This window comes from Bartonella sp. AA89HNZF (genome assembly GCF_042196905.1).
Lineage (GTDB): Bacteria > Pseudomonadota > Alphaproteobacteria > Rhizobiales > Rhizobiaceae > Bartonella.
Window position 1 is genome coordinate 111,880 of the sequence record NZ_JBHIRD010000005.1, and the last position, 12,955, is coordinate 124,834.

A 12,955-nucleotide genomic window follows, 5' to 3' on the forward strand; every position below is an offset into this window, starting at 1 on the left:
ATCCATAATTATACGTGGAGAAAGTAAATTCAAAAGATATTAAATAACAATTTATAATATGACGACATAAAGAACGCATTCTATTTAAAGAAGGGTATTGGTAATGTACTTTGATATTCATGAGACAATTTCGCCTGAAATGCTTAATCGTCTTGCAGAAATTACAGTGAAAGTGGGGTTGAATTTACAAGAGGGGCAGGATCTTGTTTTAACTGCTCCAGTTTCAGCCCTCCCTTTTGTTCGGCGTATCGCATATCATGCTTATAAAATTGGTGCTGGTGTCATTACACCAATTTTTAGTGATGATATGTTATCACTTACACGTTTTGAAAATGCTCATACGGCTAGTTTTGATTGTGCTCCTTCTTGGCTCTATGAGGGAATGGCGAAGGCTTATGAAAATGGGGCAGCACGTTTAGCGATTGTTGGTGATAATCCTTTGCTTTTGTCCAATCAAGATTTTGACAAGGTTGCGCGTTTGAATAAGGCGACTTCGTTAGCTTACCAGCCTGCTCTTAAAAAAATATCTAATTTTGCTATGAATTGGTCGATTGTTGCATATCCAACAGCAGGATGGGCTGAGGCGATGTTTCCTTCTTTACCACTTAATGAGGCGATTAAGAAATTAGCAAATGCAATTTTTGCTGCTTCACGGGTTACAGATGAGGACCCAGTGCATGCATGGAGTGTCCATAATGCAGCTTTGAAACAACGGTCATCTTGGCTTAATGAGCAGCGTTTCTCTGCTTTGCATTTTACAGGACCAGGTACCGATTTAACAGTTGGTTTGGCAGATGATCATGAATGGCATGGTGGTGCATCTGCAGCTCAAAATGGTGTTGTTTGCAATCCGAATATTCCGACAGAAGAAGTTTTCACGACTCCTCATGCTCATAAGGTTGAAGGTTTCGTTCGCTCAACAAAGCCCCTTTCCTATCAAGGAACTCTGGTTGATAATATTGAAGTACGTTTTGAAGCAGGGCGTATTGTTGAGGCTCGTGCATCAACAGGTCAGGAAGTTTTGCAACAGGTTTTGCAAAGTGATGAAGGGGCTAGTCGCTTAGGTGAAGTTGCTCTTGTGCCCCATTCTTCACCAATTTCTAAGAGTGACCTCCTTTTTTATAATACCTTATTTGATGAAAATGCTGCATGTCATATTGCTTTAGGGCAGTGTTATTCCAAATGCTTTTTAGATGGGGCATCATTGACGTCAGAAGAGATTGCAGCACGTGGTGGAAATAAAAGTGTCATTCATATTGACTGGATGATTGGTTCTGGTGAAATTGACATAGATGGCATTACCCAAGATGGTGTAAGAGTTCCTGTATTTCGTAAGGGTGAATGGACTTAATTCTGTAATGCCGTAAAACACTGTCATTTAAGGTGGGGTGGTATGCAAGTCTCATTGATACGCTAAGTATTTTAGAGTGTGTGGTATATATTCAAGGCAGGGTTTGGCCATAAAGCCTTTAGTTAAATGACTCACATGAGTAGAAAGCCAAGTAAAATCCACTCATCAAGAATTTGTTTAGTAGATGTAGAGGAAGTCTTCGTTCTTTGAGGAGGGGGGGGAAGAAGCCAATTTATCAGTCATACGATTGGAAAGTGTATAATTATTAAAGAAGAGTAATGCCTGAGCTTCCTGAAGTAGAGACAGTTCGTCGTGGACTTGAGTCCGTTGTAACTGATGCAAAGATAGTATCTGTCAAACTTAATCGTAGAGATTTGCGTTTTCCTTTTCCTGAGGCGTTTTCTGAGCGCCTTATCGGCAGAGAAATTATAGAACTTGGTCGACGTGCGAAATATTTATTATTTCATCTTTCTCATAATGAAACGATTTTAAGCCATTTAGGAATGTCTGGTTCATGGCGTATAGAAAATGACATTTTGAGAAAAGCTTTTTCAACGAGAAATAAATTGGTTAAGCATGACCATTTTATCATGGATATTCAGACAAGGGATGGTGAATTTTATCATCTTATTTATAATGATGTGCGTCGCTTTGGGTTTATGCTTTTAGTCGATACGGACAAGCTTTATGAACATCCGCTTTTAAATAAGCTAGGGCTTGAACCTATGAGTAATTCGTTTTCTGGTCGTTATTTACAAAAGGCTTTTGTTAATAAAAAAATGTCTCTCAAGGGCGTTTTACTTGATCAGTCTATTGTTTCGGGTCTTGGGAATATTTATGTTTGCGAAGCACTTTGGCGGAGTCGTTTATCTCCACAACGTAGTGCATTTACATTGGCATCAAAAACGACACGTGCACGTGAATTTGCAGATTCTTTAGCACAAAATATACGCAATGTGATTTCTGAAGCCATTTTGTCCGGTGGCTCTTCTTTACGTGATTATATGCATATAGATGGTTCACTTGGTTATTTTCAACACGCTTTTTCAGTTTATGGACGAGAAGGCAAGGAATGTTTGGAATGTGGAACGCCTATTATACGTATTTTACAGGCTGGGCGTTCAAGTTTTTACTGCTCACAGTGTCAAAAATGAATAAGGTGTCTTGCAAAATCCTACAAGAGGCTTAAAGTCAGGTTCTTACAATTATATGAATATACGAGGCTTGAGAGGTTTTTTTATGTTGAATAAAGTATTAACACATCTTGATGAGAATATAGGAAAGAGCCTTGAACGCCTTTTTTCTCTTTTACGTTTCCAATCGATTTCTACAGACTTGGCTTATAAGGATGAATGTCGTAAAGCAGCTGATTGGTTGGTAGAAGATTTAAAAACAATAGGTTTTGAGGCTTCACGGCGTGATACACTAGGTCATCCAATGGTTGTTGGACATCATCCAGGGCCTTCAGATGATTGTCTGCATGTGTTATTTTATGGACATTATGATGTTCAACCTGTTGATCCATTAAATTTATGGGAAGATGATCCATTTAATCCTTCATTAAAGGAAAAAGATGGAGAAAAAGTTATTTGTGCTCGTGGCGCTTCTGATGACAAAGGTCAGCTCATGACCTTTGTTGAGGCATGTCGTGCATTTAAGAAAGAAACGGGGCAACTTCCCATTAAGGTTACTGTTTTATTTGAGGGAGAAGAAGAAAGTGGTTCTCCTTCTCTTGTTCCTTTTTTAAAAGAAAATAGGGATGAACTTAAGGCTGATTGTGCATTGGTTTGTGATACAGCAATGTGGGATGCCGATACACCATCTGTTTGTATTGCTCTTCGGGGTATTTTAGGAGAAGAGGTTACGATTACAGCAGCCGATCGTGACTTGCACTCTGGTGCTTATGGAGGGGTAGCTGCTAACCCTATTCATATTTTAACAAAAATCTTAGCAGGACTTCATGATGACAATGGTCGTGTAACGCTTCCAGGTTTTTATGATGGAGTTGAAGAAACACCTTCACAGATTTTGCAATCATGGAATGCCCTGAATTGTACTGCTGAAAATTTTCTTGGTCCTATAGGACTTTCCATTCCTGCTGGTGAAAAAGGACGGAGCATTTTAGAACTTGTATGGGCGCGTCCTACAGCAGAAATTAACGGGATTAGTGGTGGTTATGAAGGAGAAGGAATAAAAACAGTTATTGCTTCTCAAGCGAATGCGAAAGTATCTTTTCGTTTAGTGCATAAGCAAGATCCAGAGAAGATACGCCAAGCTTTCCGTCATTATGTGTGCGGTCTTATTCCTGCTGATTGTACTGTTGAATTTAAGGGGCATGGTGGTTCTTCTGCAATTCAAATTCCTTATGATTCACCTTTTATCAAGGCCGCAAAAGAAGCTTTGTCGCAAGAATGGAGCAATCCTGCTATACTCGATGCTATGGGGGGATCAATTCCGGTTGTGGGAGATTTTCAGTCAATTCTTGATATGGAATCTGTTCTGGTTGGATTTGCATTATATAATGATCGTATTCATTCTCCCAATGAAAAGTATAATTTAAAATCGTTTCATAAGGGGCAGCGGTCTTGGGCGCGTATTCTTGCAGCTTTAGCAAATAGGAGGGTAAATGGCTGAGATTCGTGTTCATCAAGGTGATTTACCAAACTTAGACAATTATAAAACTGATGCTATTGCGATTGATACCGAAACTTTAGGCTTACAACCGCATCGTGATCGTTTATGTGTTGTGCAGCTTTCTTCCGGAGATGGTACTGCTGATATTATACAAATTGCTAAAGGACAAAAGAGTGCATCTAATTTGGTCAAGCTTCTTGAAGATAACGCGGTTACCAAAATATTTCATTTTGGGCGTTTTGATCTTGCTATTTTAGCGCATACATTTGGTGTTATGCCAGAAGCTGTTTTTTGTACAAAAATTGCTTCTAGACTCACGCGTACTTATACGGATCGTCATGGCTTAAAAGAAGTTTGTAATGAATTGCTGAATGTGAATATTTCTAAACAGCAACAATCTTCCGATTGGGCAGCAGAAACGTTATCACAGGCACAAATTGAATATGCTGCGTCGGATGTGTTATATTTGCATCGTTTAAAGGTTATATTTGAAGAACGTTTAAGACGTGAAGAGCGAGAAAATGTTGCCAAGGCATGCTTTCAATTTTTGCCTATGAGAGCTAGGCTTGATCTTTTAGGATGGGCGGAAGTTGATATTTTTGCGCATAGCTAACTTTAAAATTGGCTTTTAAATGGAGTTAATTATTGATGTGAGAGGGCAAAATGTTTGTACATTATGGGCATTTTATCCTCTCATCTTTTCTGATAAGAATTATAATAAATTCTTAAGTGCTATTTCATTTGAAATTTAGGCAATAAAAGTACTTTTGCATTCATATTTTTTATTTTTGTAACAGCTTTTATTTGAAACAAAGCAATTTTGAGGAGAGGCTGGAAATATACGGTAGGTTGGAAGACTTAAATCTCTGCAACCGGTATACAGCCTAATTGGGGGAGAATATGAATGTGTAAATGTAAAAACCAAATCTCATCTTTACCATCATTTTTAATTCTGCTTTACGACTTTCAAAAGTATTTAAAGCAATGTCTGTTAAATAATAGAGATTACGCATTGCCTCATGCTTTTGTTTCTCATATTTTTAATGGATTTACGTTTTTCGTGTAAAACAGAACGCCCTAAACGGAATATGTTTGTGTTGCTAATTCATGTGCTTTTTTAAAGAAACCAGCACCAAAGTCCATTTTACGGCGGCGCTTATGAATGGTATAACGATAAAGCCTCCAATACCAATATAAAATCTATTGAACACTACCATCTTACGCTTATAGAGTTAACAAGCTGCTACTATCACACATTTTGCCAACACCCAATTTTGCGATAACCCTTGGCACTAGAGACGATTCATAAAAGGCATTTTTAGTCCTTTATTGTACAGTTTCACTCCACATAGGCTTCCCCACTTGTAATGTACAAACAAATGGTTTTGGTTGATTCAACATGAGGAAGATTTGGAATGAAAGGGTTTTTATGGTATTCGGAGTTCTAATTTAATCTGGATAACGATATATTATCATTATAAATAAATATGTTATATGATTAATATATAAAGACAACCATGATTATACTGAACAATGCAAAGAACGACACCTAGAAACAAATTAGCAAGGAATATGCTTTTACCAAATTAAAATGTTATAATAACTTTTGCGTTTAAATGGCCTCATAAGATAAAACTTCTTTTTTCAAGAGTCTTATCCATATATCAACCTCATTTATGACATGTAAGCGAATAATTTTGCTTAATGTATCATGAGCGAATTTAAAATAAGATAATCTTATGATACTGAGAGCGCTCATTCGATAGGGGGGAATTATAAATCAATATGTTGATATGACATTTGTGTATTTTATTCTCCCTAGACGATATTTTGTGCTTTTATGCATTGCCAAACAAGTGATTTCTATGTTTGTAAAGTGGGGCAATTTGCATTTATTTTAAAATTAAAATGTTTCAAAGCTTTGTTTTTTGAGGATTCTCACTTTTTATCTATAAACATGCTATTTTTTTTGGAAATTTGCAATAAAGACACTAGGTAAAATCCATTATGGATATTTCTACGAGGTTAAATTTATGAACATAAAATATTTTATGACAACTTTTGCTACGTTTGCTTCAATCTCTGTAGCTCAGGGTGCTTCTTTCTTGTCTTCTCAAAAGTTAATACAGGACATATCTACGATTGTTCCTCCTAGAGATCTTTTTTCTAGTGAACAATTGAGCAAGATCTTCTCTGAAGTTGTTCAAATGGAACTTTCTTGCACGAATAACAACCAATGCATAACAGCAGCTAAGTTAGTCCCTGTGTTACATTCTGGTAAAAAAAGAGGTCATTATCCTAAAAAAGGATTAGGGAAAGGAAGACGACCAGACTTATTTAGACGAAGTCCAATGAGTTATTAAAAAGTAAAAAAAACAGCATCAAGAGGTCTAACGTATGATCGGGAATTGAAGAGAGGAGATATTTTTTATCATTTGAAAAGTGGAGGAGCAGTTGTTCGCAAAGGGTATTATAATTGTGTACGGAGGGGGGAAGAGTACTATTTGGAAAAGATATGGGGAAGTGGATTTCGGTGCAAGAATACTCTATATAATGGCAATCGCTCGTTACAAAATTCATGGATTTGGATAAATATAGCCTCCGGATTTTGGGTTGCGCTATTATGCTGTAAATACTGTCATTTTAAGCGTGACTATACAGTGCATATCAAACTCCTTGATAAGAGTGTTTTTAGAATAGGGCTTGTCCAGAGGGAGCATTTAGTTAAGTGAATCACATGGGGAAGGAGCTAAGAAAAATTCTTTCGACAAGAAACTAAGCTGTTTGCAGAGAGGATTTGAGAGGATACTTCATCAAAATCAAGTGAAAAAACAAAAATGTTAAACTTTTGATCTTTGATGGTATGCTTCGACTACAGATATGAAATATTCATTTGTCTATGATTCAAAATATCAGATATTTTTTCTGCCAAATTCATGATTTTTAAAGCAAGGTGTGGTTTGAAAACTTTAAGAAAGATTTCTCATTTTTTCAGCTCTAAGGATATTTCTATATAAGTTTTAATGTTTATCATACCGGTTGTCTGTCTTTAGGCATTTTTTTCAATTTAGTCTTGTAAAGAAGTATGAAATGATAGCCTACAAATAATGCTGAAGTTCTGGAAAAGATTTTCTAGAAAGTTAAGCAGAAGCGTAAGTATTTCAAAAAATAATAAATGCCTAATTAAAACAAAGAGCATGTGTGATGAAATTGCATGTAATTTTGTTGCAGTCCATAGGGTAGTGGAGATCTTGTTTTGTGCGGTACAAGCATTCTTTACAATGATGAAAAAACAATTAGAGAGCTATTTGCATTTTTGTCATGCGAAGGGTGAAGCTAAAAACGTTGTTTGTATGAATTTAAATAGAACGGTTGCATTTGGCTGTTCTCAATATTTTAACAGTTCTCGCTATTTTTGATATTGAGAGTATTCATAGGTGGCATTTTTAGCCTTTAATAGTTTTATTTATCGACATACATTTGCTCTTTTGTGATGTGCAGGGGAATGGTTTTCGTTATTTTAATATAAATGAGAGCATCTTCAATAGTGCAGGTGAGCTATAAAAGACAATCTTTCATAGCCATAGTACATGCTTTACACGGAGGGTTCTGTGACGCAATTTTTTGCAAAATTTATAAAGGAGAGCAAATGTGACAAGAGAAAATCATTTATGCAGTGGCATAGTTTAGTTCTTATTTATTACAGATCAAGCAATTAAGGGTGCTTTGATTGGCTTTTTGTTTTTTTTATAAGTGTATCATTTTTGCTACAGATATCTGAAGATGGAGCTCTATATGAAATGGCGTGTTCAAATAAATATTCAGCTATGGAGAGAAAATATGAATATGAAATGGTTAATAACAGCTTCTGCTTTCGCTTTTGTTTCAGCTTCAGCAGCACAAGCAGCAGATGTTATTGTTCCCCCAAGTCCAACACCTGTTGCTCCCGTTATTGTTGCTCCAACTTTTTCTTGGACAGGTTTTTATGTTGGGGGCCAGATTGGTGGTTTTTCGGGTAAAACGAAAATGGATATTCTCAGTAACGGAAAAAAGATTCCAGTGCCTGATGACCTTTTGCCTAAACTCTCTGGTTTTATGGGTGGTCTTTACGCAGGTTCCAACGTTGATCTTGGTAATGGCCTTATTCTAGGTGTTGATACAGATATCATGTGGTCTAATAAAGATGATACGAAGACAGGAAAAACATATGTCATTGCCCCAGAACACATCAATTATATTAACAAGGTATTAAAAGACGCTGCAATTAATATTGGTAAAGATGCGCTTAAACCTGGCGCTAAACGAACCCACAGTTTCACTTTTAAAGAAAAGTGGGCTGGTGCAACGCGCGTGCGTATTGGTTTTGCAGCTGAACGCATTATGCCTTATGTTGCTGGTGGTATCGCTTATACACAGCTTCAAGATAGTGCGTTGATTTCAATAACAGATAAAGATTCAGACAAAGTAATCGCTTCTGGTACTCTGTCTGATGAAACAAAGACCCTTGTTGGTTACACCCTTGGTGCTGGTGTTGATTTAGCAATGACCAATAATATTATTGTACGTGCGGAATATCGTTACTCAGATTTTGGTAAAAAGAAATTCTCAAATGATAAATATGAGACTTCTTACAAAACCAATGATTTTCGTGTAGGTGTTGCTTACAAATTTTAACAGATGGTAAGTTGAATAACGAAGAGGCTCCGTCTTTGACAGAGCCTCTGTTATTTTCTGTTGCTATATTATCACACAACACATAATTTATTGTGGATATGAAAAGATATTCTTCAGGTTTTAAAAAAATATTATTCATAAGCAATAAACAATAATTATATTTAAAATCAATAAGTTATTACATTATACAGCTTACGATTTCTCGTACAAAATCAAGCTATGAAGCATTTTTTTCTGGGATAAGCCCTCCATTTTCTGTAACTGTATCATTTTTACTACAGCTTTTCTTTCTGTAATCTTGTAGCACTGTGCTCATAAATAAATTAGGAGCAAAGTTTATGAATATAAAATCTTTAGTAACAACTTCTGTTATCGCTATGGCGGCTGCTTCTGCAGCACAAGCTGCTGATGTTGTCATCCCTCGTGAAACAGCCCCAGCAGTTATCGCAGCCCCTTCATTTTCTTGGACAGGCTTTTATATCGGTGGTCAAGTTGGCAACTTTTCAGGTAAAGTTGATGTATATGATTCAGAAACAAAAAAGAAACTTACAGATAAAGATTGGACACCTAAGCCTTCCGGTTTCATGGGTGGTATTTATGTAGGCTCCAACGTAGATCTTGGTAATGGCCTCATTCTAGGTGTTGAAACCGATGCAGTCTGGGCAGGCCGCGAAGATTCAAAAGCGCATTCAGAAACCATTGGGGAAATTGGCCTTGACGGTTTCAAAGCTGAGCTTATAGCAGCGAAAGCTACACCTGCTACAGGAAAAACTATTGCTGGTATCGCAGCGACTGACAAACGGATAGATAGCACCTCTTTAAAAGAAAAATGGTCTGGTGCAACACGCGTTCGTATCGGTTTTACAGCAGTTGATCGCATTATGCCTTATTTCGCTGGTGGTATTGCTTATACGCAGCTGCAAGTGGTCGATTCTCTTAAGGCAGCGACAGCTGAAGGTGCTGAAATCGCTTCTGCTAAAATGTTTGATGAAACAAAAACGATGGTTGGTTTCACTGTAGGTGGTGGTGTTGATTTCGCAATGACAGACAATGTTTTGTTGCGTGCAGAATACCGTTACTCAGACTTTGGTAAAAAAGCATTTGTAAAGGATGGGAATAAAATAGCTTACAAAACCAATGATTTCCGTGTAGGTGTTGCTTACAAATTCTAATTTCGTAAAAACGAAATGATGAAGACAAAATGAAAAATCATGAGGCTCTGTCGAAGACGGAGCCTCTGTTATTTTTCTATTGCTATATTATCACATACCCTATATTTGTTAGGGATTTAAAAGATATTATTCGGATTTTCTTAAAAAGATTTTCATAAACAAGAGACAATAACTACGGTGTAAAATCAATATCTTATGCATATATTTATAACTTACAATCTCTTGTACGAAGTGAAGTTATGAAATTATTTTATATTGGGTTCGTCTTTCGTTAATAAATTAGGAGCAAAGTTTACGAATATAAAATCTTTAATCATAATTTCTGTTATCATGATAACTACAACTTTGCGACACAAGCTACTAATGCTATCATTCTTGGTGAAGTAGCTCCAACAGGTATTGCTGCTCCTACTTTTTTTGAACAGGGTTTTATATCGGTGGTCAAGTTGGCAACTTTTCAAGCCAAGTTGATCTATTTGATTTAGAGATAAAAAAAACTCCATACAAATATGGATTGCCTAAACTTTCAGGTTTGATTGGCGGTTTTTATACAGGATCTAACTTTGATCTTGGAAATGTCTTCATCTTAGGTGTTGTAACAGATGCAGTCTGGGCATGAACGTGGAAACACAAAAACGTACTTAGAGGATCTTGAGGCGTATGAGATATAAAAACTTAGCCAAAATCTTATAAATGCTAGCGTTACTTTGGCTGATGCAGAAAAGCTTCACGATGATGATACAATGGTTTATAATTTTTACTGAAGAAGAAAAATGGTCTAGTTTAACATGGGCCCGTATTAGTTTTGTAGTTGCTAATCGTATAATACCTTATTTTGCTGATGGTATTGCTTATACGCAAATGTAGGGCATTTCCGCAATTGAAGTGAAAAAAGAGGCTGGCTGATAATACTGGTCAAGTGATCGCTTCTGCTAATTTGCATGATGAAGACAAAGATACTGGTTAGTTTCACTTTAGGTGTTGACTTTGCAATGACAGACAATGTTCTGTTGCGTGCAGAGCACCATTACTCAGACTTTCGTAAGAAGCAATTTGCAAAGAATAAACTAGGCTATACAACCAATGACTTTCGTGTAGGTGTCGCTTACAAGTTCTAATTTCATCAAAAGTGCAATTATGAATACAAAGTATTAATAAAAAATTAAATTTCCAAAAGATATTGACTTTTACAAAAGCGCTGTTTTCTGGGATTTTTATTTGTATGATTGTGACATTTTTACTACAGCTTTTCTATTTATAATCTTGTAAGGTCGTTTTATAGTTAATTTAGGAGCAAAATTATGAATACAAAATCTTTAATAGCAACTTCTATTGCTGCTTTAATTTCAGCTTCTGCAGCACAAGCTGCTGATGTTATCATCCCTCGTGAAACAACCCCAGCAGTTATCGCAGCAGCCCCTTCGTTTTCTTGGACAGGCTTTTATCTTGGTGGTCAAGTTGGTAACTTTTCGAGTAAAACTAAAGTAACTATTCCAGGAGAAGATAAAGAACTTGTCAAAAAAGATAACACACCTAGTCCTTCAGGTTTCATGGGTGGGATTTATGCCGGATCTAACGTAGATCTTGGAAATGGTCTCATTCTCGGCGTTGAAACCGATGCAGTTTGGGCAGACCGTGAAGAATCAAAAACAGCCCGTGAATTGACTCTTACTAAAGAAGATGTGGCATTTTTTAATAATGCCCTTGAAAAAGCTAAGGTTGAATTAAAAGATCAGCAACGGTTTGAAATAGGTGACAAGGTAACGGAAAAGCACAGTTATAAAGAAAAATGGTCTGGTGCTACACGCGTTCGTATCGGTTTTGCTGCTGTTGACCGTATTATGCCTTATGTTGCTGGTGGTATTGCCTATGCGCAGGTACAGGGCATTCAGTCAGTTGCAGGAAAAGGAGAGAGAGCTAAAGTTGAGCAGAATGCTGGCGGGGATAAAAATGTTAATGCAGAGAATAAGCAAAGCGTAGATTTGACGGGTGGTGCTTGGGCTGATGAAACGAAGACAATGGTTGGTTTTACTATTGGTGGTGGAGTTGATTTTGCAATGACAGACAACGTTCTTTTACGTGCAGAATACCGTTACTCCGATTTTGGTAAAAAGAAATTCGCCAACGATACACGTGAATTCAATTACAAAACCAATGATTTCCGTGTAGGCGTCGCTTACAAATTCTAATTTCCTAAAAATAAAATTATAAGCACAAAAAAATACGAAGGCCTCGTTTAACGGGGCTTTTATTTTATTAGCCCTCTATTTTAATCTCTCTTAATCTTCTATTTTTTATTTGTATCATTTTGTGCTATAAGACTTTAAAGAAGAAAGTTTTATATTATAGAGGGCGAATTGGTGGTATATATGGATTTTATAGCTACTGATTACATAAAATTTTATATCACGGCTATCATTTTACGCCTAAGTGGAAAGTATTTAATTAATCTCAGAAATAGGAAAAGATCATAACCAGTGACGAACTTTAGTCTACTTTTATATACCAGATTAGAACGAGCGTACTACATCTGTTGGAGTAAGTTCTGAAACGGGAATACAGCCTCATTGGGGAAGAATATAAAGTTACAAAGAGAAAAACTAGTTTCCAACTTTATCATCTTCTTTTAATTTAGCTTTACGATTTTCAAAAGCATTTAGAGTAATGTCTTTTAAATAATGAAAATGAAGATGACGCATTATCTTACGTTTTTGTTTATTGCATTCTTTTTATGGGATTATACTCCTCATGCAAAACAGAACGCCCCAACGGAATACATTTGTTGTTGTGTATTCACACATTTGTTTTAAAGAAATATTTTTCAAAGTATATCAATCCCACTTATGTATCTGGAAAAGATTTGAATATCTTAGGCTCTGATGTTCAAACAACGGATAAACTTGCTCTTGCAAGCTGAGAAGAATGTTTCGATTGATGCCACACGCAACAGTATGGACAATCAGAATGGGAGTGAAACATCTCATGTTGCTTTACACAATGGCTCTCATTTAAGTTCTGGAAAAGAGACCACTGTTCTCTCTGGAAAAGATATCCATATTGCTGCTTCCGATATAGATGCCAAGGGTAATGTTGCTCTTGGCGCCCAAGGGGAGGTAACAATAGG

General features: G+C 36.5%; 10 protein-coding genes and 2 pseudogenes. 11 read left to right on the forward strand and 1 reads right to left on the reverse strand.

Going from position 1 to position 12,955, the window contains the following annotated elements:
- Positions 1-103 precede the first annotated feature (103 nt).
- The 4 genes from ACFIN0_RS04085 to ACFIN0_RS04100 all read left to right on the forward strand — a co-directional run bounded on the left by ACFIN0_RS04085 (position 104) and on the right by ACFIN0_RS04100 (position 4,598).
- Positions 104-1,351 (forward strand): aminopeptidase, encoded by a 1,248-nt coding sequence (locus ACFIN0_RS04085; RefSeq protein WP_375701965.1) that lies wholly within the window; start codon positions 104-106, stop codon positions 1,349-1,351.
- A 278-nt stretch (positions 1,352-1,629) separates the two neighbouring features.
- The gene (mutM, locus tag ACFIN0_RS04090; protein ID WP_375701966.1) at positions 1,630-2,505 is read left to right on the forward strand and encodes a bifunctional DNA-formamidopyrimidine glycosylase/DNA-(apurinic or apyrimidinic site) lyase; all 876 of its coding nucleotides are present in this window, start codon (positions 1,630-1,632) and stop codon (positions 2,503-2,505) included.
- An 85-nt stretch (positions 2,506-2,590) separates the two neighbouring features.
- On the forward strand, positions 2,591-3,985 hold the full coding sequence (locus ACFIN0_RS04095; RefSeq protein WP_375701967.1) for a M20/M25/M40 family metallo-hydrolase: 1,395 nt from the start codon (positions 2,591-2,593) through the stop codon (positions 3,983-3,985).
- The gene (locus tag ACFIN0_RS04100) at positions 3,978-4,598 is read left to right on the forward strand and encodes a ribonuclease D (protein WP_375701968.1); all 621 of its coding nucleotides are present in this window, start codon (positions 3,978-3,980) and stop codon (positions 4,596-4,598) included. The genes ACFIN0_RS04095 and ACFIN0_RS04100 overlap by 8 nt, the downstream gene beginning before the upstream one ends.
- Before the next feature lie 248 nt (positions 4,599-4,846).
- On the opposite strand, the pseudogene ACFIN0_RS04105 reads toward ACFIN0_RS04100, so the two are convergent.
- Positions 4,847-5,301, reverse strand: a pseudogene (locus ACFIN0_RS04105) (integrase); the annotation flags it as partial.
- A gap of 717 nt (positions 5,302-6,018) precedes the next feature.
- Between ACFIN0_RS04105 and ACFIN0_RS04110 the strand changes: the two are divergent.
- From ACFIN0_RS04110 to ACFIN0_RS04140, 7 genes and pseudogenes are all read left to right on the forward strand, one after another.
- Positions 6,019-6,348, forward strand: a complete 330-nt coding sequence (locus ACFIN0_RS04110; protein ID WP_375701969.1) for a hypothetical protein — start codon at positions 6,019-6,021, stop codon at positions 6,346-6,348.
- Between the two features lie 1,477 nt (positions 6,349-7,825).
- Positions 7,826-8,659: an outer membrane protein gene (locus tag ACFIN0_RS04115; RefSeq protein ID WP_375606825.1), complete on the forward strand. Its 834-nt coding sequence runs from the start codon at positions 7,826-7,828 to the stop codon at positions 8,657-8,659.
- Positions 8,660-8,997: 338 nt separating this feature from the next.
- Positions 8,998-9,831: a porin gene (locus tag ACFIN0_RS04120; RefSeq protein ID WP_375701970.1), complete on the forward strand. Its 834-nt coding sequence runs from the start codon at positions 8,998-9,000 to the stop codon at positions 9,829-9,831.
- 732 nt (positions 9,832-10,563) lie between these two features.
- A complete protein-coding gene (locus tag ACFIN0_RS04125; RefSeq protein ID WP_375614562.1) occupies positions 10,564-10,698 on the forward strand; it encodes a hypothetical protein in 135 nt (44 codons plus the stop codon).
- A 125-nt stretch (positions 10,699-10,823) separates the two neighbouring features.
- Positions 10,824-10,949, forward strand: a complete 126-nt coding sequence (locus tag ACFIN0_RS04130) for a hypothetical protein (protein ID WP_375687506.1) — start codon at positions 10,824-10,826, stop codon at positions 10,947-10,949.
- Positions 10,950-11,132: 183 nt separating this feature from the next.
- Complete coding sequence (locus tag ACFIN0_RS04135) at positions 11,133-12,020, forward strand: outer membrane protein (protein WP_375610524.1); 888 nt, start codon at positions 11,133-11,135, stop codon at positions 12,018-12,020.
- A gap of 650 nt (positions 12,021-12,670) precedes the next feature.
- A pseudogene (locus ACFIN0_RS04140) lies at positions 12,671-12,955 on the forward strand (hemagglutinin repeat-containing protein); the annotation flags it as partial.

What these genes read in the sequence shown, in the direction of transcription:
- ACFIN0_RS04120 (WP_375701970.1), top strand. Translation starts at nt 8,998, where the DNA reads ATGAATATAAAATCTTTAGTAACAACTTCTGTTATCGCTATGGCGGCT.
- ACFIN0_RS04100 (WP_375701968.1), top strand. Translation starts at nt 3,978, where the DNA reads ATGGCTGAGATTCGTGTTCATCAAGGTGATTTACCAAACTTAGACAAT.
- ACFIN0_RS04095 (WP_375701967.1), top strand. Translation starts at nt 2,591, where the DNA reads ATGTTGAATAAAGTATTAACACATCTTGATGAGAATATAGGAAAGAGC.
- ACFIN0_RS04135 (WP_375610524.1), top strand. Translation starts at nt 11,133, where the DNA reads ATGAATACAAAATCTTTAATAGCAACTTCTATTGCTGCTTTAATTTCA.
- mutM (WP_375701966.1), top strand. Translation starts at nt 1,630, where the DNA reads ATGCCTGAGCTTCCTGAAGTAGAGACAGTTCGTCGTGGACTTGAGTCC.
- ACFIN0_RS04125 (WP_375614562.1), top strand. Translation starts at nt 10,564, where the DNA reads ATGATGATACAATGGTTTATAATTTTTACTGAAGAAGAAAAATGGTCT.
- ACFIN0_RS04115 (WP_375606825.1), top strand. Translation starts at nt 7,826, where the DNA reads ATGAATATGAAATGGTTAATAACAGCTTCTGCTTTCGCTTTTGTTTCA.
- ACFIN0_RS04110 (WP_375701969.1), top strand. Translation starts at nt 6,019, where the DNA reads ATGAACATAAAATATTTTATGACAACTTTTGCTACGTTTGCTTCAATC.
- ACFIN0_RS04130 (WP_375687506.1), top strand. Translation starts at nt 10,824, where the DNA reads ATGACAGACAATGTTCTGTTGCGTGCAGAGCACCATTACTCAGACTTT.
- ACFIN0_RS04085 (WP_375701965.1), top strand. Translation starts at nt 104, where the DNA reads ATGTACTTTGATATTCATGAGACAATTTCGCCTGAAATGCTTAATCGT.